Below are 20,665 nucleotides of genomic sequence, written 5' to 3'. Positions count from 1 at the left end.
AAACGCTCGTTAAAACGACTTTTTCTATCAATAATGTACAATCACAACATTAATGCCCTAATTTTATCATTTAACTAAACCAGTAGACTCTCGTACAACCAATTTAACATCAAAAAATGCTGTTTGAAAAGGTAAATTCGGGTGATCTAGACGTCTTAATATCATGTTTAACGCCGCCTTACCAATATCCAAAACTGGTTGCATCACTGTCGTCAATGTTGGAATCATGAACTCAGCATAATCTGTATCATCATAGCCTACAATAGATATATCATCTGGCACCTTAATATTTTGATAAGCTAATCCGCGCAATACGCCGATAGCCATTTCATCATTTAAGACAAACGCAGCAGTCGATTGACTCTGAATTAATTGATGAACTGTAGCTAATCCACCGTGTTTAGATAGTGTTGCGGTTATAATAGTAGTAGGCGATAAATTCGCCGTCGACAACGTATCTAAAAATCCGGCGCGACGTTGTCTCATGTTATCAGTTAATTTATTTGGTAAAATTAACGCAATTTTTCGATGACCTAACGATAACAAATGACTAGCAACTAAGCTACCACCTGTAAATTCGTTCGTTTGAACCATATCCTGCGCATTAATATCGGCATTTTGATCAAGAACAAGGTACGGTATGTGCCTTTTTTTCAAAAATTCATTCACTTCTGCACGGTTTGGTATCGGTTTACCAAAAATAAGCGCCTGCGCCCCACGTTCAACTAACGAATAAATCGCATTTTGTAAATTATCATCTGTTGAACCAAGAAAAACAAGATTCACATCAGTCGGCGCGTTATCTTGCATACTTTGTATAATATCTGCGAAAAATGGCATACGAAAAGATGGTACAATAATACCAATTAAACGATTATGTGCCCCTTTTAAGTTCCGGGCCGCACTGTTAGGCACATATCCAAGGTCATCACGTGCTTGCAATACTTTTTCTATTGTATGATCTGAAAACCGTTGCCCTTTATTATTTAAAATTTGAGAAACGGCTGCAATAGAAACATCTGCTTTTTTTGCAACATCTTTAATTGAAGTTTTACGCATAAACTCTATCCTTTATCGTAATGGTATACTTTAATATATCTATTGTACCTTAAAAATTGACTGAAAGCGCTTCCATTTTTAAATAAATTATGTTACACTGGCCTTTGGTTAAACGCTTTACTTAATTTATTTTTTGTTAAAGAGAGGAATACATTATGTTTTTATTCGCTAACGTACTTGGCATATTTGTTTTCATTGCCATCGCTGTTTTGTTTTCACGAGATAGGAAGCAAATCCAATGGCGATCGGTTGGTATCGTCCTAGCCATTGAATTGGCATTGGCCTGGTTTTTCACACAGTTCAAGGCCGGACAAGTTGCGGTTCAAGGTGCTGCTGATGGCTTTAACTGGTTAGTTTCTGTCGCATCACAAGGTATTGCCTTTGCTTTACCTGAGTGGTTAACATCAAACAACGGCGGCCCTAATTTCGTGACATCTGCCTTGCTTCCCATTTTACTTGTCGTGCCATTATTTGACATCTTAACCTATATTGGTGTCTTACCTTGGTTAATCAAGTGGATTGGTAAAGCACTGACCTTTGTCACTGGACAACCAAAATTCGAAGCATTTTTCTCAATTGAAATGATGTTTCTTGGTAATACTGAAGTCTTAGCTGTGTCTAAATCACAACTAGATCACATGTCAGCAAGCCGTAACTTCACATTGGCTATGATGTCAATGAGCTGCGTCACTTCAGCCATTATTGGTGCCTATACTCAAATGGTCCCAGGAAAATATGTTTTAACAGCTATCCCACTTAACATTTTAGGTGCCATTGTTGTTACTTCAATCTTAAACCCTAACAAAGTTTCTCCAGAAGATGATATTATTGTTAACATTAATGAAAAAGGTGCTAAAAAAGAACCTTTCTTCTCATTCTTGGGTGACTCAATCTTAGGTGCTGGTAAGTTGATTTTGATTATCACTGCAACTGTTATTGCCTTTGTTTCTTTGGCAGCCCTGATCAACCAACTCTTTAGCCTCACTGGCTTACACTGGTTAACACTTGAAAATATATTTGGTGTTATTATGTTCCCATTTGCTTGGTTGCTTGGTTTCAACGTACACGATGCGTTCCAACTGGCACAATTCATGGGTACAAAATTAGTGACCAACGAATTCGTGGTCATGGGTGAAGTATCAAAGTCAATCATGGCTGGTAAAGGCCTCTTTGCAAACGAACATGCACGTATTGTCTTAACTGTCTTCTTAACAAGTTTTGCCAACTTCGGTACCATTGGTATGATTATTGGTGCTTTCAAAGGATTGGTTAACAAAGAAAAGAATGATTACATTAGTTCACGTGTACCCTACATGTTGTTGTCAGGTATTCTAGTGTCATTATTGTCAGCAGCAACTGCCGGATTATTCGTGTGGTAAGCATAAAGTAAGTTAGAAAGGTATGAAAATGACACCTATTATTTTAGATATGGATCCAGGCATTGATGATGCAGTTGCTTTATCAATTGCACTAACTAACCCAGAACTTGATATTAAATTACTCACAAGTGTTGCTGGTAATGTTTCTGTTGATAAAACAACAACTAATCTTTTAAAACTCACAACATTTTTTAACCAAACACAAGTCCCTGTAGCACGTGGCGCCGCTGCCCCATTAAAAAAAGCATTCGTTGATGCGTCATATATTCATGGTGCATCAGGCATGCCTGGCTATGAGTTCCCAACTATTACAACACAAGCTTTAACCACTGATGCAGTTAGTGCCATGGCCAAAGTATTGTCAGAAGCACCTGAACCAATGACAATTGTTGCTACTGGTTCTTATACGAATATTGCCTTATTAATTCAAAATCACCCAGAAGTAATCAGCCAAATCAAAGAATTTGTTTTGATGGGTGGCTCATTATCTGGTGGCAATGTCTCATCAGTAGCGGAATTTAACCTTTTTACCGATCCTGATGCTGCTGATGTTGTCTTTAAAAGTGGTGTGCCAATTGTCATGATTGGTCTTGATGTCACACTAAAAGCACTATTGTCTCTAGAAACTATTGACGCCGTTGCTGATCTCGGCGAAGCAGGCAATATGTTGCATAAATTAATGACGGCTTATGGTGATAGCGAACCAGGTGGTAAACCTATGCACGATGTCAATACTATATGCTATTTGCTTCTCCCAGAATTTTACACGACAAAAGATTACTGGGTTGATGTTATCACTGACGGTCCAGCATCTGGTGCAACAATTGCAGACACACAAAATCGTTGGTCTAATGGCAAAATCAATGCAAAAGTTGCCGTTGACATTGATGCGCAAGCATTTGAAAAATGGTTCCTTGCACAAATACCAACAATGAACCATTATTGTGAAGGAGCGTTTTAAGATGGCATCCACAAAAATGATTTTAGATTTAGATACTGGTGTTGATGATGCACTGGCATTGGCGTTGGCAATATGTGACCCTCGCGTTGACCTCATCGGTGTCATTGCCTCATATGGCAACACACTTGTCGAAACGTCTGCTCAAAACACACTTAATTTATTACAGTTACTAGGTGAAAATGATGTCCCTGTCTATTTAGGGGAATCCCATTCATCAACCACTGATCATTTTGATGTGATGCCAATATCTCAAGCTATTCACGGAGATAACGGTGTTGGCAATCTATCATTAGACGTTGCAACGCGTCAAATTGAAACCACTAGCGGTGTGCAATTTTTAATTGATATGGCACATCAATATCAAGATGAATTAGTGTATGTCCCAACTGGTCCGCTAACAAATATGGCCAAGGCACTAGAAATCGATCCAGAAATTGCCCACTTGATTGGTAATACAACATTAATGGGCGGTGCGCTCACAGTCCCTGGTAATGTGACGCCCTTTACTGAGGCAAACATTAGTCAAGATCCAGAAGCCGCAGACAAAGTTTTCACAACGCAAGAAAATTTAACGATGGTCGGCCTAGACGTCACGCTACGTACCTTATTAACCAAAAAAGATACACAACAATGGCGTGATTTAGGCACAAAATCCGGTACTGCTTATGCTGATTTAATGGACTTCTATATTGAAGCCTATGATCGGTTAGACATCGATCATCGTGGTGCCGCTTTGCATGATCCGTTGGCCGTTGCTGTAGCCATTGATCCAAGTTATGTCGTGACAATTCCTCTGAATATGCGTGTCACTTATGATAAAGATACACAGGATTATGGCCGCACAATCGGTGACCGAGAACGATTACTCGAACCAACAACAACAAATGTTGCTGTTGGCGTTAACGCTAAACGTTTTGTCCGTGATTTTATGGACTTTATGACTGCTGTATTAAAAGCTTAAATTAAAAAAATGGGTATTTATCAGTAATTTGGTAAATACCCATTTTTTGATACGGTGAACTATGACTCGAATATCGTAAAAGCATTAAAATAGTAAAATTTCATACTTTATCTCGAATTCTGCCCTAGAAAAAAAGTGGTCCGAAATTCCCGTATAGGAGCATTGTGCTCTTATACTGAAATTCCGGACCACTTTCTTTTAGAGCGTAATCCGAGATAATATAGTATAGGAGCACAGGTTTAGTTCTGAAGTGAACCCAATAACTTGGACAGAATAAAAAATCTGTTCAGAAAGTTATTGGGTTTTCTTATGTCAAAATATTCAAATAAATTTAAACTAATGGTAGTTAAGAAATGGCTGTCTGGTGGGACTATGGGAACACCTGCTTTAGCTAAAAAGTACAATATATCATCACCTGCGTTACTTGCACAATGGCGCGATGAGTATCTGATAACAGGTTCAATCGGTTCTAAAAACAACAAAACTTATTCACCGGAATTCAAAATAACCGTACTTAATTACCTTAAAACTCATTCCCTCTCTGAGGCGGCACGCCATTTTTCCATCTTTCCAAGTACAACGATTGCTAATTGGTTGAGTACGTACCGCAAATTCGGGTACCAAGTAGGCACGACAATGGGTTAAAACCTAAACCGAAAGGCAGACAACCGACTATGGGGCGCAAACGCATTCATCCACTCACACCAGAACAACAAGAGCTCGTTAATTTGAAAGAAGAAAACTATCAACTCAAGATGAAAGTGGCAATTTTACTGTGGTAGGGCAACGCGTACAAAAAATTAAAAGCCTTAGTGAATCAACGAACCGAGAAAAACAAACGGCAGTAACATCACTAAGGCGGACTAAATACTTTAAGTTGAATGACTTATTGGCACTAATTGGTTTGAAACGTAGTACGTATTATTATTTGGAAGCTCATCCCGTCAATACGTCATCAGATAACAAAATAGCTGACGTGATCCGTCAAATCAAGTCACCACAATTTCAAACTGAATATGGGTATCGGCGTGTGACCACCTTGTTGCACGATCAAGGCTACTTGGTGAATCATAAACGTGTGTTGCGCATTATGCGTCAAGGCGCGCTACTGAGTACCACATATAACACGCGTAAGCGGCGTTACAATTCTTATCGTGGTAAGAGATTGGCCGTATTGCCGAACGTATCATCAAGCGTGATTTTGAGGCTGAAGTACCATATCAAAAGATTGTTACAGATGTCACGGAAATTCGTTTACGTGATCATAGTAAGGCTTATTTAACGGCGTTTTTGGACTTGTTCGCTGGCGAAGTCTTATCGTATCACTTAGCCACAACACCAAGTATGGCGTTAGTTATTAAGCCGTTAAAATCCTTATCAAAATATCGTGGTGCTGTGATTCATAGCGATCAAGGCTTTCATTATCAAACCTCAATGTTCATCAACACGTTAAAAGATTTTGGGATGACACAAAGCATGAGTCGCAAATCAACGCCAATTGATAATGCACCGATTGAAAGCTTTTTCCATATTTTGAAAGCCAATATCGTGCACAACAAGCAGTATGAATCATTTCATGATTTCAAAGTCATCGTCGATGACTTTATCAACTATTATAACAATCATCGTATCAAACAAAAACTCAATGGCCTGTCGCCAGTTCAATATCGGCAACTCACCACTGAGTCTGTTAGTTAATTCTATTCTGTCCAACTATTGGGGTTCACTTCACCAATTGCTAACATCGTGTTAACAATTGATAATGAAAAACCATAATTTTTGATATAAATGCCAGGATATTGTAATAATGTTAAGCTGATGAGCCCATCAATAGAGCCTACTAATAAGTTCAGTAAGGTAAATAAAAATAAAATGTGCAACAATTTTTTATTAGTTTGAATAATGCGTCTATTGATCTGCATAGATGGCCAAAAGCGCGCTTCTGGCAACCTAGAAGTCGCGTTCTGGTGGCTGGTAAACTTCAGTTTTTGATTAAACTGCCGACGAGAAATAATCAAAACAATACCACTCATTAAAAACAATAACACGTTAATTAACGAAAAGTACAAAAAATTATTATCTAAAAATGTTAACAAGGTGACACCAATGACCTGACCAATCACATTAACCAAAGACATGACGGAAACTTGCAACGAACGCGCAGCGAGTAAATCTTGTGACGGTACAATATGTTTTATAATGGGCAGCGCCGCCAATGACGTCAGGCCACTTAGTAAATCGCTGGTGACATTGATAAAAATGATAAACGAAAACAGTAACCAGTCATTAGTTGTTAACCCAAATAAGATTGTTAAAATACCGTACAATATGGCTTGCATAATGCGCGTTACAATCATTAATCGTAACTTGTCATGTGCTTTATCAGCAATATATCCTAACCCAATTTGTAAAATAGTCGGTAAGGTATTAGCGATGACAACAACAGTGGTTGCCAGTTTAGCATGACTTGTTTGTGACGCATAAACAAGCAATGCGATATTAAAAAATGCTGCCCCAAGTAATTCAATAAATTGGGACAGTGTGAGACGACGTAATAGCTTATTCGTTCGTAATAGTAACATGATTGAGTTCCTCTGTTTTCTTATATCTCCTTAGTTTAAGTGATATAATTGAATAACTCTCAATAACCGGCATATATGACAGATAAGCGTAAATACAAAATGACAATTGAAGAAACTTTTCATCACCTACGAACATCAAAAAAATTGACCCTCACAGCATTGGCTGACCAGAATGCTTCTGCTTCATTCATAGGCAAATTTGAAAAACATGAAACGAATATGTCCGTTTCACGCTTTTTTAAACTATTGGAAAAAATGCATGTCAGCCAAGCTGAATTTGAATTTCTACTTCAAGAAAATCAAGATACTTATTTGACACGTCGCATCCATCTCATCAATGATCAACCGCTAACGCTACAGTCATTAGCGCATTTTCATGACACCGTCGAAAAAGATCGAAACAATGATTTGGACAATCAGGCCTCTCAATTTTTGATGATCTTAGCGGATGGCTTAGCATTATTACTAACTCACGACGTTAAACAATGGCCCGATAGTCAGCTATCGGCACAAGCTAAACCTATACAAAATTATTTACTTAGTGTTGACATCTGGGGCATCTATGAACTGCAACTATTCACCTTATTTTCATTTATGCTACCAGTTGATGTCTTATATTTATTAACAAAAGTAGCCATCAAACGTGTCCGTTCATACGAAAATTCATTGTTAAACATTCAAGCCCACTTAATGAACGTCATTTGGACATCTTTTTCAACACTTGTATACGAGGATCTTTCAGCTGCTCATCAATTACTAGACATGGCGGACACCTATTTAATAGATCATATAGATGTGACTGAAAAAATCACATTAATGTTTAATAAAGGCTGGTATGCCATTGAAGCAGGCCACATTGAAAAAGGTAAGCAGCGCGCTCGCACAGCAATAAACATATATCATTCATTAGGCTACAACAAAAAGGCGTCCGATTTAGAACAACAATTAGCACACCATATCAAAAGGCAAGAAGAAAAAAAACACGGTTACAAACCAGATGGTTCACGTGTTATTTCACTGTATATTTAATTTGGTCATGATCATACGATTGCTATGTTGCACCTTCAAAGCGATTAGAAACACCTTTCTATTGCAAAAATTGGCACTAAGAAATATGTTAGTTATAAGCTTATAACAATCTATTCTAGACTGGAGATAATCAAATGGCATTTGATCAAATCATTAAAAATAAACGACAGGAATTAAACATAACACAATCAGAACTTGCTGAAAAACTGTTTGTTTCTAATAAAACAATTTCTAACTGGGAAACTGGGAAAACCATGCCTGATTTAGATAATGTTCTTTACATCGCTAAAGTATTGCATCTTTCATTAGATAAACTGCTATTGGAGGACAACAACATGGTTGAACATGTGAAACATATCCAAGAAATAAAAGCGACTAAAAAAATGACGTGGGTATCGTACGTCACTAATTTCATGTTTTTTCTGATGTTTTCAACCCAATCTCTTTTTGGACAATTACCCGTTCCAATCCTTGTGATGATGTTAATCGGCGCTTGGGCAAATATATGGGTTTTGTTTCACTTTTGGTCTAAAACAGATTCACTTGAAGATAAAGCACCTAATATGATTAAAATAAATAATACTAAGGCTATCGTTGTGACAACGATAATTACTGTTATAGCATTAATTACCACTATTTTAGTACATTAATACCGCTATCGCTCATCAAAATTTATGAACAATGAGAAAAATTATTTATCCCACTATCTTAACTGCAAAAGCGTTGATACAGGTTTTTGATTTTTCAACCGTGCCAGCAATAGATGAAACCAACAAGCCCGATCCAAAGAAAATTTTATAGTTTTTTAGGGTCAAACGTCTCATCAATCACACTATGAGGGGCTAGTTTTTTTAATGTTTTTAAACTCATTTTCAAAGTACTAACACCGCTCGTCATGAAAGGTTTGATAGTCTTACCTGATAAATCATTTACTTTTAAAAAACCTCTCATAGCATGTGCCATGTCCATCCCAAACATCGGATAGCCCAGATAAATGACATCGTCTGATAACACATCAGCCGGTGCTTTTTTAACTTCCGGAATCGTTTGTGTAGCAATTTCTCGACCTATTCTAGGTGCCGCCTGTAGAGTTTTACTAGGATAAGGTTCTACTGGTTCAATGGCATACAATTGATCACCAGTTTTCTTAGCAATCTTCTCTGCAATTTTCTTAGTGTGTCCACCTTGTGAAAAATAAATAATCATGCCGACCTCCTGAAATTTTTTGTTATCATTTTAAAAATGATACTCGTACACTACTCGTCATATATCACTACCTATGAACGCTCACAAAACAAACCAAATTAAATATAGGCTCGTTTTACTATGTTTTCTATAACTTAATAATAAACGTTTGTTCATTTAATTACAAGTATAGACTGATGACAAATTTAAAAAAATCTTCACAATTGAACCATTCCGTTCGGACACTGATCAGGGTTATCAACTGTCCTCGATTTGCGATAATGTTTTTGCATATTTTCTTGAATCGCAACCTCACCTCAAGTGTGCACCTAGTGTTAAGTGCCATATATTCAATTATTTAGAACATAAGGTGTTGATGCTTCTCGACATAAAAAATAACCCGATACTGTCTCGTTATGGATTGAATAAACATAGTCCATTTTTTACTTTTCTAAATTTTAATCGCCTTCCAACAAGCATCTAATGTTTGACGAATCTGCTCTTCACCAAATGGATATTTGCCTCCCAAATATCCTCTTATTGAATTAGCAACCATACCTTTTATAAGATGACAGCAAAAAGCAGGATCCATGTCAGTAATGATACCTTGGCTCTGTCCTGTTTCAATAATTTTAAAAATTTCAACCATAGCAGGATTCATCATATTTCTGACTTCCTCGTATATATATGGTGAGTCGCTATATCCTTCTATAAACAAAATCTCTTTTGGAAATTTCATTCCATAATCCATCATATTTTTCAAAATACACCTAGATCTTTGGTAAATAGTTTGATCAGAATCATAGTTATCCATGATGACTTGACCCATGTGAATAAATACGCTTTTATAAAGTTCACTCACTAATTCTTCTTTATTATCGTAATAATAGTAAAAAGTACTGGAACCGACATTCGCTCGCTTAAATATTTTTGGAAAAGTAACTGATTGCATCCCTTCCTCAATGATTAATTCAAGTGTTGCATCCATAATATCTTCTCTTTTACCCATGTTTTCTCCTTCTTAATAAAAGTACTTTATTACTAATGCTAGATTTATACTATCATAATATCATGGTTCATCGTCTTTATATTTTTAACTCGTCAAAAATATAAAGTAGTTGACAATTATCATTTTAACTTCTATGATAGTTTTAGAAAATATTTTCCAAAATTATCATTTACTCACACACTAAACTGTCAACCAAGAATAAGGAGAATTACCCATGATAAATTATAAAGGTAAAGTCGCACTTGTTACAGGGGCATCGTCTGGTATAGGAGAAGCATTCGCAAAAAACCTTGCATCGAAGGGCAGCAGTGTTGTTCTAGTTGCAAGATCAAAGGATAAGCTCGAGGCCTTAGCAACAAATTTGACTAACACCTATGGCGTAAGCACTTATGTCATTGCAACTGATCTTTCAAAACCTAACGCAGCGAAAGAAATTGCCGAACACGTTAACAAATTAGGGTTAGAAATCAACATCTTGGTTAACAATGCAGGATTTGGCACACATGGTCGATTTGAGGAGGTTCCCATGGACCGTTACCGTGAGATGATTAATCTTAATATTACCTCATTAGTTGACATGACTGCACAATTCTTACCTCAAATGCAAAAACAAAAAGACGGTATTATTGTTAACCTTGCCTCTTTCTTAGCTTTCTATCCATTTCCTTATATGGGTGCTTACTCTGCTACTAAAGCGTTTGTCCTGTCATTCTCTGAAGCACTTTGGGCAGAAAATAGACACCTAGGTATTCGTGTTTTGGCACTGTGCCCTGGGGCCACTAAAACAGGATTTTTCGATGTCAGTGGTGGCCGCTCAGATGTACCAGGTGGTGTTAATGGCTCGCCACAAGCCGTTGCAAAAACTGCTTTTCGTGGATTAGAAAAAAATCGCAGTTACATCGTAGACGGTGTTGGTAATTACTGGATAGCAAATGCTTCTCGTTTTGTTACACGTAAACTTATGGCTATCATTTCTGAGCGACTCAATCGTCCTAAATCTCAAAGTTAGTCATATGCATTAACATTCAACTTTATTATCTCTATATGAAACTATCAATTTAATTTGAACGACTTCGAAAAATAATTAATAACGGTTGGCAATTACGTTGGTATATTATTAATTTCGTAAATTTTTTTAGCTTAATCCGCCTAAACAGTACCTCCTTTTGGGAAAACCAGTCTAGTGTGAGACTTAACAATTCACACCACTATGCTATACTAGGTTAATTCAATATTTTCGAAGGAGCAATCTCATGTTAAAACTCATGCCAATGAACCCTAGCCATTTTCAACAATATATCAATTTTGCAGTCAATGACTATGCCACAGAAAAAGTTGCAGCTGGTACTTGGACAACGGAAACTGCGCAAAAAAATGCGCAATTAACTTATGACCGTTTATTACCACACGGACTTGAAACACCAAATAATTTTTTTTACTCAATTTTCAATGATTCCGAAATCATCGGTTACATTTGGTTCGGTACTGACAATGAAAATTCATCCACGGCGTTTATCTTTGACTTTGAAATTTATAAAGCTTATCAAAATAAGGGCTTCGGTTCAAAAACGCTCGACCTTGTTTCACGTGAAACAAAAAATATGGGATTTACGTCATTAGGGTTACATGTTTTTGGTAGCAACAGTCGCGCTATTCACGTTTATCAAAAAAGCGGGTTCAGCATAACAGACATCAAAATGCAAAAGAAACTCTGATAGATAAAAGGTGCCAATAAAGTTAGATTTTGTCTAACCTTATTGGCACCTTTTATCTTATTTTTTAATTGTCTAACTTATCGTATATGTCTCTTTCATAAAACACTTAATAGCTGTTATTAATTCAACCACCGAGGGCGACATAACTTTACTTTTATTGGTCACTAATACAATTTGTCTTGTAAACGACTGATGAAAAGGATAAATCGCCACATTTCCTTGGATTTTTTTCAACGCTAATTCTGGTAAAATACCAAATCCAATACCCGCTTCAACCATCGCAATAATCGACTGGTCGTCAATTGAAAAATTGATTGAATTGATTGTCACATCATAGCTATCCAAAACTGACTTTGTTACCCGATCATAATCTATTTTTTGCAGGATAAACTTTTGATTAAGAATATCCTGTTGTGTAATTGTTTGTTTATTTTGAGGTATAAAATCAGCAGGTGTCACACAAAATATTGGATCAGCTAGTAATGGCAATACAGTTAAATTGTCTGTTACTGGTAAAGTCGTAAAACCGACATCAAGCTCTCCTGTTTTGACTTGCTTACTGATTTCTTCAAAACTGTCCTGAACAATCGATACCTCAATGTCAGGATGTTGTTTCGAAAAAGTACTTAAAATATTTGGTAGCCAATTGACACAGACACTACTAAACGCCCCTATTTTTATTGAACCTGAACGTAGCCCGTTAATATTCTGACTCATCTGAATTAAATCGGCTTCATCATTCAATATTTGTTGAATAACTGGCAAAACTAACTCACCGTCATGCGTCAATTTTATGCCAGCACGACTACGTATGAGTAATGGAAATCCTAATTGCGCTTCCAATTGATTAATCGAATGACTAACTGCACTGGCTGTCACATTAAGCACTTGAGACGCTTGATAAAATGACTGATAACGGACAACTGTTGCAAATACCTGATAAGAAAATGTCAATTTAATATCCCCTTAGAATACTTTTTTTCATGTAAAAATGAAAAAGATTAGTTTTATTTATTATACAAGATAATTTACTATAGAACATAGTGACTAGGAGGAAAAATCGTCATGGCAGAAAAACCACAACTATCTCGTACCTTGTCTGGACGTCATATTAACATGATTGCATTAGGCGGCACCATTGGCACCGGACTTTTTTTGGGTGCTGGTGACTCCATTCAAAAAGCTGGTCCGGCTATTTTATTAATTTATATTATCACAGGCTTTTTCGTATTTTCCATGATGCGCGCCTTGGGGGAACTCTTATTAACTGATCATAATCAAACTGTTTTCATCGGCTTTATCAAAAAGTATTTAGGCGCCCGCGCTGGCTTTGTTATGGGCTGGACCTACTGGCTGGGCTGGATTATTATTGCGATGGCCGAGTTAACTGCTATTGGTAAGTACATGCAGTTTTGGTTACCACAAACGCCTGCTTGGTTATGGGAATTATTATTTCTCGGTGTGCTCTATAGTATGAATATTATCGCCGTTAAAGCCTTTGGTGAAACAGAATTTTGGTTTGCTTTAATTAAGATTGTCGCGATTGTCGCAATGATTTTAATCGGCATGATCATGGTCGTTTTTCATATACGTAGTGAGGCTGGCGTGACCCAATTATCCACTTTATGGCAACACGGTTTGATTGCAAATCATGGTCACAACTTGTTAGCAGCTTTTCAGATGGCCTTCTTTGCATTTTTAGGTGTTGAATTTGTCGGTATCACAGCTGCCGAAACAAAAGATCCTTTGAAAACAATTCCAAAATCAATCAATTCGATTATTATTCGTATTCTTATTTTTTATATTGGTGCTTTATTAGCCATCATGACCATCCAACCTTGGACAAACTATAGCGCTAACACATCACCCTTTGTTCAGGTCTTCTCTGGTATAGGTATTCCCGCAGCTGCAGGGATCATTAATTTTGTTATTTTGACGGCAGCTGCCTCATCACTAAACAGTGCACTATTCACAACTGGACGCATGATTTTTTCATTATCACCCAAAAATAGTTTTTTCAGTCAATTAAATAAACACTACATTCCAATGCGTGGTATCAACCTATCAACTGCTTTGATTGCTACTGTCATTGGTTTGAATTATATCTTTCCAGAGGATGCATTTAGTATGGTAACCGCAACTGCTTCGGCTACTTTTATTGTTATTTACATCTCTCTGTTGATCACACATATTCAATATCGTAAATCAGATAATTTCATCAACGGTCAGAAAAAATTCTTAATGCCGTTTGCACCATTTTCAAATTACCTGACTATCTTATTTATGGCAGGTGTGTTCCTGATATTGCTATTCTCGCCTGCTACAATGATGACAACTATACTATCAATCATTTGGTTTGTCGTTCTGTTTATAATTAGTCTGTATAAGGTACGTTTACGGTCATAGAACAAAGTCTTACAACGCAAAAATCCCCAACTAACAATTTGTTAGTTGGGGATTTTATTAATAATCACAACACAAAGTCAGTTATTGATTATTTTTATCCGCTTCAATTTCTGATTGCCAATTAGGTCCTTTGTGAGTGATCGTATACTGTTTTGTATCTGAATCAAAATCTTCAACGGTACCATCTTTGTAGGTTTTTGTAAAAACACCTGAACCAATGAAAGCCCCGTTTCCACGAGGATCCGCTGTGACTTTTGAGTCGCCAATGTCTGACTGTTCTTCTTTAGGAAGGCTTTCACGGACATCATTTGTGGTCACTTCATTGTCGTTCGTTGTTTTTGTGAAATCTGTCTTTGGATTAGTTGTCATTATTGTCGTAGATTCTCTGCTTATATCATGACTAATACTTTGATTTTTATTAAACTGATATTCACTAACAAGCACCACAATACTAGCTGCTAATATCAATAATGCAGAAATTATCTTTATATTTTTTCTCTTTGTGACCACAATATTAGCTCCTTTCATACTGATTCAAAATGTAATAATAAGGCGCCCGAATAAGTCTTTGCCCTCGCCTACACAAACTGGATTGGATAAAACATCTCAATTCCCAAGAAACCTTAAGTTGTCAAGTAATCCCATAAACCAATCTTTTTGGTGCAGTTCTTTTAGTAATTTGCGCCCGTCGTCTGATAGTTTACCACTAAGAGACAGTTTATGAAGTGCATTGGTTACATGTGTTATTTCCCGATACTGAGAAATATTTTTTTCATTTAGCTTTTCAACAGTAACAAAGATAATTTCTCGTTCATACTCGTTTAAACCTGGGTGTTTCTCTAAAAATTCTACTAAGAATTTTTGTTTATCTGTTTTAAACACGTGTGCCCCCCTACGTTATAGATATTGACCTCATAAATAACGATCAACTGGTTCATAGTAGTCATTTACGATCACGTTGATAGTATGTTGTATGTGAGAAGTTACTTAACCCATCTTAAAATTTAACCAAGCATTAAATAAATCAATGGTTAATTTTAACATACGTGAAATTTATAGGCAATATTTTTTAACACTAAACGTGATTTTAGAGGTACAATTACATTAATAAATTAAGAAGGGTCGCATGCATGGGCCGCACATCCCCGTGACACTAGAATTGTCGGTAATGTACCAGAAGCAAACCAAACTTGGATCTACAATTCTCCCAAGGAAATCCGCCTTTCTGCAAGTTCATCACAATATTTTAATAGTGGGTACAATTACAATTCTAAGAAAACATTTTACTTATATAATCCTGCTGCCAGCTCATATTATGAGGTTGTTAACCAATGATTAAGATGAAAAAAAATATTTATTTTCTTTTGCTACTACTGGTGTGTGCTTTGGTTGTCCTTCTGCTAATCGAAAGTCAGAGCAATAAAAAAACTACTACGACAGCTATATTATCTTCTCAAAAATCTTCATCCGCAGATACCTCAAAAAAGAGCGAATCGAAACTATCTTCCGCTGACATTGCTTCTGAAGGAAACAACAATGTCAGTGGTGGTGGAGATTTTACTTCCTACTATGGTAAGGAACGAGTCGTTAAAATATATCATTCAGATACCAAAACAGTTACACTTTTAAACGAAAATGATCCTATGACAGCTGATCAAAAAGATCATTTAAAACAAGCAATTGCTCTTTATCAACAAAATCAAGCCGCGGTTAATGCGGCCAAAAAATAAGTACAATATCTAAGAAAAGCCACAACTAAAATAGTTGTGGCTTTTCTTAGATATTTGAATCACTTTAAAATTTTTTTAATAATTCAATTTTTCCGACTTAATATGCTGTAAAGACTTCTAATTTCTAAAACCTCATTTTAATCATCATACTGATTAGCTATTGCATCATTGACTTAGGAGCACAAAGCCAACCAAAACAATTACCGTAGTCCAGAAGACCATGTTGGGTGTTATCCTATCATATAGCTAAAAGTATTGCTCATTAGCACCACCTCCAGCTATCAGACTCACCAACGCCCTAACTTGATTGCCTGTATAGTATATCATATGTTTAGCCCCCCAAAAAAGTCTATAATCGTTTGTACAAAAAATACATGCTTATTAAAGTGAATCCGATAACTTTAATAAGTAGTTTTTATTATGTTCAACTTTTTTGGGTCACTTCATCTATTCCTTTTCATCATCAAAAATGACTTAAGCTTATTTATTTCGGTAAACATCATCACGTTTACTAGTCTTTAAGACAATAACAACAAATTCGTCATCTACAATATCAGCGATAATTCGGTATTTACCAACTCGATAACGCCATAATGTCCTTAACTCACCTTCCAAGGCTTTACCAAACATTCTGGGATTTTCTATATCACTAATATTCAACTCTAACCAATTATATATACGCTTTTGTACTGGTTTATCTAACTTAGTAAATTGTTTGGCTGCTTTACTATCAAATTTCCAGCTATACTTCATAGACCTAATTTTGCCTTGATTTCTTCTGCTGAAACATATTCACGATTTTCAGAATTAATCACTTTCATTGCGTCAGCATAGTCTTCATCATCTTGACGTGCTTCTTCAATCAGCTCAGCTATTAAGCCGGTAACACTCATGCCTTTAAAATCGGCATATTCCTTAGCCCAAGCCATTGTATCATCTTGTAATCTTACAGTTGTTACGCTCATGATTATTCTCCTTTTGTAATTACTACAAATGTAGTATAACACACTACTACATTTGTAGTCAATTAAAATTACCGGTACTTCTTTTCTGCTCGTGCCATGTTAACTACTGTAAAATTATGATAGCAGATTGCATGGCAATCAATGGTTCATCGATAATTATTTTTTGCTTATATCGTTAGCTTTCGATAAGACCAAGAATGATGACTCTATTATAGCTACAATTTCTGATGCGGATATTGCACCAGCAATTATTGGAGCTGAAGCAAGAGCCACAACACCTGCAAGGGCTGTTGCTTTAACTAAGCTCGTAACACCTTTATCTATATTTGAAGCTGCCACACGATCCAACGCTGGTAGGGTTCCTACACCGACACCATCTTCAAAGAATTGATCAAAGGCCCAATTGGTTGGTTGTGAAAATCCTAGATTACCTGAGAATCCTGTTGACATATTAGAAACGTAGCTATAGAGTACTGCAGGCACTGCCTGTGAAACGCGTGAACTAGCGTTTCTTGTCCCATAGACGCCAATGTTATAATGACTAATACCTGCGGCAATTCCTTGGAAATAAGGAATCGCTGTTGCAGTAATTTCTTCGTCAGTCATATCCATATCAACAGCAAAATAAATTGTATGACCATTAGGAATACCGATAGTGAGCGCAGCATCCACTGCCAAGCGTGCATCTTTAAAGCCTTGATCATAGTTAAAGTAACTCAAATCAGGATTATTATCTTGATAAATTGGCACCAATTTCAAGCCAGCTTTAATGATATTTTGTGCTTCGTTCAACGTCAGGTTTTTATTTCTTTTTGTGGCGCCGCTGCCCACCGTACCTGTCAAATATCGACCAACGTAATTCACTTCATAAGCCACAAGTGCTTTAATCATGCTGCTATCTAGCTGATAAGAAGTATCCATGCCAAAGAAATTTCGAGCTGGATTGCCACTAGATAACATTAATGAATACATTGTTGTACTATCTGGTTGGCCTTTTTGAACCGGATCTAACATCATAAAACTTTGGAATTGACTTAAAATATTTTGCGTCGTGCCATCTAAAGTACCGGTAATTGCGGGTCCGGTAGTACCCTTCGTAGCCAAATATTCTTTCATGTTAACATATAACGCATACTGAACCAAGCGAGTTATTTTACCCCCTAACCCATTGGCAAAATTTGACTTATAGGTTGCAATTGTTGTCGGCCCCCAAAATCCATTAGCAACATTTCCTAATCCCAGTTCAACTTGAACACCATAAATTAAGGCCGTATTCGTTGCACGTTGATAAATCCCATCCGCTGGTAGAATGCCTGTATGCTGACGATAATTAGCATTTAAATATTGTTGCATTTGGCGAACGTTATTATCACCACCACTAACGCGTACAAAAGCACTCATATCAAACAAAGCTTGTGCCAGTTGGGAATCTAATATACCATTTGCAGGAATTCCAGCATCTTTTTGTAATGCTTTAACAGCTAGGTCTGTATGTGCCGAATAGACACCCGTAAATTCTTCTGGATTAACACCTTTTGCCCAGAAGGCGCCTTGAATGAGGTACACAAAATTACTTTTATAGCCATTTTTTAAGTTAGGAACTACTTTTTTATCAAATGCTGCTGAGGTTGCCTCACCAAATGCTGGTGCGCCATCTTGTAAGGCAATGCCTAATTCGTGTTGCATCCCACGAATTAGGCCGTAAATTGTTGGCCAACCCGTATTACCTGTTTCAGGAACTGACTTGTACTTGGGTACCGAACCGTACGTTTTATTTAACCACTTTTGTGTTGCCAATACCATTGAATCCATAATGTATTTTACCTACTTTAATTTTTTTTGTAAAGATATGACGTCATGTTTAACCTTACAACATATAAAAGGCAGCTTTCTGCAAAAAATTAACCTCATGCGTTTTTAAAATTTATTTTTTTAAACCAAACATACAAAAAGTCTCTATCACATGATAGAGACTTTAATGTTACTTAGACTTTGTAATCAGATTGCCAACAGTCGATACAATAGCATCCATACTTTTGTTTGCTGTTTCATTTACTCCAGATGAAGCAACGCCCGACCAAGCACCAACCAATAAATTGGCAATAAGATTATCATTTTGGATAGCTTTCACTGGTATTTAACAGCTATAAATAAAAAGAAGCCCCATTTTCAAGAGCCACCATTTTAGAAATTTAATTATGTGTATTGTTGACTAACTTATCCATGATTCTTGCTACTGATTCAATTTTATTAATAAAAGTAATACCTAGTCCGAATGACGCGAAGCCCTTCGTCAAATCTCCAAACAACATACCATCTCGCATGCCAATGTAACCATTTTGAGCTTTATAAATTTGTTCTTCCGTTGCACCACTTTTTGACATTTCCAATAACTTATTGGGCAAATCACCTGGTAAAGATCGGTAGTAAGCTGGCATAGTTCTATACAAAAGTAAGTCCTCAGCCGTCATTTTTACCGCCATATTTTTAATGTTTTCAGCTAATGGTGATTCTTTTGATAATAGAAATGCAGTTCCTACATAAACTCCCTCCGCTCCAAGAGCATATGCTGCTTGAGCACTTCGAGAATCAACGATTCCCCCAGCGGCCATGATCGGAACTTTTCCTTCACTTGCATCAACAATCATTGGTATCATTGAAAACGTTCCAATTGCTTTGGCAGGAATCGTTCCACCTTCATCGAAGCCGGTAGCCACAATAATATCAACGCCAGCCTGCACTGCCTCTTGGGTATTCTTTTTTGTTGGATTTACTGCTCTAAACACAACTTTTATACCTTTTTCATGAAATTTAAGAATCCATTCAGTATCTAAGTTTCCCACCATAATAGCTACAGGAACATGCTCTTCTACCATTAAATCAAACATCGGCTGTGTAAATACGTCATCAATAGGACTGCTAGTAGGAGAAATATTTAATCCAATAGGATTATTCGTAATTTCTCGAACCTTACGTATCTCTTTTCGCATGTTTTCTTTCGTTTCTTCAGGCGTATCTAAAATTTCGTCTTGTCCGGCATTGAATCCTAATACCCCTAACCCGCCTGCTTCACTAACCGCACCAACGAGTTCTGCATTTGTAAGCCAATTTAAGGGTCCTTGGATAATTGGTTTCTCAATATTTAATATTTCGCATATTCGATTCTTCATTGTTATTTTCTCCTGTTATTGGAAATGATTCCTTTACTAAACTCATTTTATCACTTACACTTGTAATTAATAGTACTGTTCTTAACTGTAGATACTACTACTTTTGATACTATAGGAGATGCGCAATATATGAACTCAGATTACTCCCAAAAATGTGGCATACCAGAATTTCAACATTCAATTACTGGAAAGTGGAAAATTACAATTATCTGGGCTTTAAGTATTAAAACATTACGATTTGGTGAGTTACATCGACAGATTACAGGAATAACGCAATCGACATTAACCAAACAATTGCGTGAATTAGAAACTGATCAAATTATTACCAGATATGTTTATCGACAAGTCCCCCCTAAAGTAGAATATTCACTGACTAACAAGGGGAAAACATTGATACCTATACTGAAAGAATTGAATAATTGGAGCATAAAAGAATTAAGTTGACTTTATAAATTAGTAACTTGACTATCCGTGTTGGTGCCACGATTAGCAATGTATTTGCTGTTAATCATGG

Annotated in this window: 25 protein-coding genes; 13 read left to right on the top strand and 12 right to left on the bottom strand. The window is 36.6% G+C overall.

The genetic code is table 11. The annotated features are described in order from the left end of the window. Positions 1–66: 66 nt before the first annotated feature. The gene (rbsR, locus tag K5Q14_RS07615) at positions 67–1,059 is read right to left on the bottom strand and encodes a ribose utilization transcriptional repressor RbsR (RefSeq protein ID WP_220735199.1); all 993 of its coding nucleotides are present in this window, start codon (positions 1,057–1,059) and stop codon (positions 67–69) included. 155 nt (positions 1,060–1,214) lie between these two features. Here rbsR and K5Q14_RS07610 point away from each other — a divergent pair, with 155 nt between their 5' ends. The 6 genes from K5Q14_RS07610 to K5Q14_RS07585 all read left to right on the top strand — a co-directional run bounded on the left by K5Q14_RS07610 (position 1,215) and on the right by K5Q14_RS07585 (position 6,058). After that, positions 1,215–2,438 carry a NupC/NupG family nucleoside CNT transporter gene (locus tag K5Q14_RS07610; protein WP_220735198.1) on the top strand — a complete coding sequence of 408 codons (1,224 nt, stop codon included), beginning with the start codon at positions 1,215–1,217 and terminating at the stop codon, positions 2,436–2,438. A gap of 28 nt (positions 2,439–2,466) precedes the next feature. Continuing rightward, positions 2,467–3,399, top strand: a complete 933-nt coding sequence (gene rihC, locus K5Q14_RS07605; protein WP_220735211.1) for a ribonucleoside hydrolase RihC — start codon at positions 2,467–2,469, stop codon at positions 3,397–3,399. Position 3,400: 1 nt separating this feature from the next. Continuing rightward, a complete protein-coding gene (locus K5Q14_RS07600) occupies positions 3,401–4,360 on the top strand; it encodes a nucleoside hydrolase (RefSeq protein WP_220735197.1) in 960 nt (319 codons plus the stop codon). Positions 4,361–4,669: 309 nt separating this feature from the next. After that, positions 4,670–5,005 (top strand): transposase, encoded by a 336-nt coding sequence (locus K5Q14_RS09805; RefSeq protein ID WP_246587612.1) that lies wholly within the window; start codon positions 4,670–4,672, stop codon positions 5,003–5,005. 130 nt (positions 5,006–5,135) lie between these two features. After that, positions 5,136–5,642, top strand: coding sequence for an IS3 family transposase (locus K5Q14_RS09800; RefSeq protein ID WP_246587610.1), 507 nt, complete (start codon positions 5,136–5,138; stop codon positions 5,640–5,642). Then, a complete protein-coding gene (locus tag K5Q14_RS07585) occupies positions 5,525–6,058 on the top strand; it encodes an IS3 family transposase (RefSeq protein WP_220735210.1) in 534 nt (177 codons plus the stop codon). Before K5Q14_RS09800 ends, K5Q14_RS07585 begins: the two co-directional genes overlap by 118 nt. Positions 6,059–6,060: 2 nt before the next feature. Here the strand turns inward: K5Q14_RS07585 and K5Q14_RS07580 are convergent, their stop codons facing one another. Continuing rightward, a complete protein-coding gene (locus K5Q14_RS07580) occupies positions 6,061–6,942 on the bottom strand; it encodes an MFS transporter (protein WP_246587608.1) in 882 nt (293 codons plus the stop codon). 99 nt (positions 6,943–7,041) lie between these two features. On the opposite strand from K5Q14_RS07580, the gene K5Q14_RS07575 reads away from it, so the two are divergent. After that, positions 7,042–7,971, top strand: coding sequence for a helix-turn-helix domain-containing protein (locus tag K5Q14_RS07575; RefSeq protein WP_220735196.1), 930 nt, complete (start codon positions 7,042–7,044; stop codon positions 7,969–7,971). A 134-nt stretch (positions 7,972–8,105) separates the two neighbouring features. After that, positions 8,106–8,621 (top strand): helix-turn-helix domain-containing protein, encoded by a 516-nt coding sequence (locus tag K5Q14_RS07570; RefSeq protein ID WP_220735195.1) that lies wholly within the window; start codon positions 8,106–8,108, stop codon positions 8,619–8,621. A gap of 145 nt (positions 8,622–8,766) precedes the next feature. On the opposite strand, the gene K5Q14_RS07565 is transcribed toward K5Q14_RS07570, so the two are convergent. Both K5Q14_RS07565 and K5Q14_RS07560 read right to left on the bottom strand, forming a co-directional pair. Further along, on the bottom strand, positions 8,767–9,177 hold the full coding sequence (locus K5Q14_RS07565) for a flavodoxin (protein ID WP_220735194.1): 411 nt from the start codon (positions 9,175–9,177) through the stop codon (positions 8,767–8,769). Positions 9,178–9,607: 430 nt separating this feature from the next. Beyond that, positions 9,608–10,165, bottom strand: coding sequence for a TetR/AcrR family transcriptional regulator (locus tag K5Q14_RS07560; RefSeq protein WP_010383552.1), 558 nt, complete (start codon positions 10,163–10,165; stop codon positions 9,608–9,610). 214 nt (positions 10,166–10,379) lie between these two features. Between K5Q14_RS07560 and K5Q14_RS07555 the strand changes: the two genes are divergently transcribed. Together K5Q14_RS07555 and K5Q14_RS07550 are read left to right on the top strand one after the other, a co-directional pair. Further along, positions 10,380–11,174: an SDR family NAD(P)-dependent oxidoreductase gene (locus tag K5Q14_RS07555; RefSeq protein WP_220735193.1), complete on the top strand. Its 795-nt coding sequence runs from the start codon at positions 10,380–10,382 to the stop codon at positions 11,172–11,174. A 244-nt stretch (positions 11,175–11,418) separates the two neighbouring features. Then, positions 11,419–11,880 carry a GNAT family N-acetyltransferase gene (locus K5Q14_RS07550; protein WP_220735192.1) on the top strand — a complete coding sequence of 154 codons (462 nt, stop codon included), beginning with the start codon at positions 11,419–11,421 and terminating at the stop codon, positions 11,878–11,880. 72 nt (positions 11,881–11,952) lie between these two features. Here K5Q14_RS07550 and K5Q14_RS07545 read toward each other — a convergent pair whose 3' ends face one another. After that, a complete protein-coding gene (locus tag K5Q14_RS07545; protein WP_220735191.1) occupies positions 11,953–12,834 on the bottom strand; it encodes a LysR family transcriptional regulator in 882 nt (293 codons plus the stop codon). A 111-nt stretch (positions 12,835–12,945) separates the two neighbouring features. Between K5Q14_RS07545 and K5Q14_RS07540 the strand changes: the two genes are divergently transcribed. Continuing rightward, positions 12,946–14,286, top strand: coding sequence for an amino acid permease (locus tag K5Q14_RS07540; protein WP_220735190.1), 1,341 nt, complete (start codon positions 12,946–12,948; stop codon positions 14,284–14,286). An 81-nt stretch (positions 14,287–14,367) separates the two neighbouring features. On the opposite strand, the gene K5Q14_RS07535 is transcribed toward K5Q14_RS07540, so the two are convergent. Both K5Q14_RS07535 and K5Q14_RS07530 read right to left on the bottom strand, forming a co-directional pair. Next, positions 14,368–14,796, bottom strand: coding sequence for a hypothetical protein (locus K5Q14_RS07535; RefSeq protein ID WP_220735189.1), 429 nt, complete (start codon positions 14,794–14,796; stop codon positions 14,368–14,370). A 96-nt stretch (positions 14,797–14,892) separates the two neighbouring features. After that, complete coding sequence (locus tag K5Q14_RS07530) at positions 14,893–15,168, bottom strand: hypothetical protein (RefSeq protein WP_220735188.1); 276 nt, start codon at positions 15,166–15,168, stop codon at positions 14,893–14,895. A 449-nt stretch (positions 15,169–15,617) separates the two neighbouring features. On the opposite strand from K5Q14_RS07530, the gene K5Q14_RS07525 reads away from it, so the two are divergent. After that, positions 15,618–16,016, top strand: coding sequence for a hypothetical protein (locus K5Q14_RS07525; protein ID WP_220735187.1), 399 nt, complete (start codon positions 15,618–15,620; stop codon positions 16,014–16,016). A 480-nt stretch (positions 16,017–16,496) separates the two neighbouring features. On the opposite strand, the gene K5Q14_RS07520 is transcribed toward K5Q14_RS07525, so the two are convergent. The 5 genes from K5Q14_RS07520 to K5Q14_RS07500 all read right to left on the bottom strand — a co-directional run bounded on the left by K5Q14_RS07520 (position 16,497) and on the right by K5Q14_RS07500 (position 20,151). Continuing rightward, positions 16,497–16,769, bottom strand: coding sequence for a type II toxin-antitoxin system RelE family toxin (locus tag K5Q14_RS07520; RefSeq protein ID WP_010386130.1), 273 nt, complete (start codon positions 16,767–16,769; stop codon positions 16,497–16,499). Continuing rightward, a complete protein-coding gene (locus K5Q14_RS07515; RefSeq protein WP_010386127.1) occupies positions 16,766–16,981 on the bottom strand; it encodes a DUF6290 family protein in 216 nt (71 codons plus the stop codon). The genes K5Q14_RS07520 and K5Q14_RS07515 overlap by 4 nt, the downstream gene beginning before the upstream one ends. Before the next feature lie 156 nt (positions 16,982–17,137). Next, a complete protein-coding gene (locus K5Q14_RS07510; RefSeq protein ID WP_220735186.1) occupies positions 17,138–18,793 on the bottom strand; it encodes a glycoside hydrolase domain-containing protein in 1,656 nt (551 codons plus the stop codon). A gap of 169 nt (positions 18,794–18,962) precedes the next feature. Further along, positions 18,963–19,112 carry a hypothetical protein gene (locus K5Q14_RS07505; protein ID WP_010383859.1) on the bottom strand — a complete coding sequence of 50 codons (150 nt, stop codon included), beginning with the start codon at positions 19,110–19,112 and terminating at the stop codon, positions 18,963–18,965. 61 nt (positions 19,113–19,173) lie between these two features. Next, positions 19,174–20,151 (bottom strand): NAD(P)H-dependent flavin oxidoreductase, encoded by a 978-nt coding sequence (locus tag K5Q14_RS07500; RefSeq protein ID WP_220735185.1) that lies wholly within the window; start codon positions 20,149–20,151, stop codon positions 19,174–19,176. A 129-nt stretch (positions 20,152–20,280) separates the two neighbouring features. Between K5Q14_RS07500 and K5Q14_RS07495 the strand changes: the two genes are divergently transcribed. Continuing rightward, positions 20,281–20,595, top strand: coding sequence for a winged helix-turn-helix transcriptional regulator (locus K5Q14_RS07495; protein ID WP_220735184.1), 315 nt, complete (start codon positions 20,281–20,283; stop codon positions 20,593–20,595). Positions 20,596–20,665 lie beyond the last annotated feature (70 nt).

Origin of the sequence: Leuconostoc inhae (assembly GCF_019656015.1) — a bacterium.
In the GTDB taxonomy this organism is placed as follows: domain Bacteria; phylum Bacillota; class Bacilli; order Lactobacillales; family Lactobacillaceae; genus Leuconostoc; species Leuconostoc inhae_A.
The sequence above is the reverse complement of the archived record's forward strand: the minus strand, read 5'-3'. Positions and strand labels throughout refer to the sequence as shown.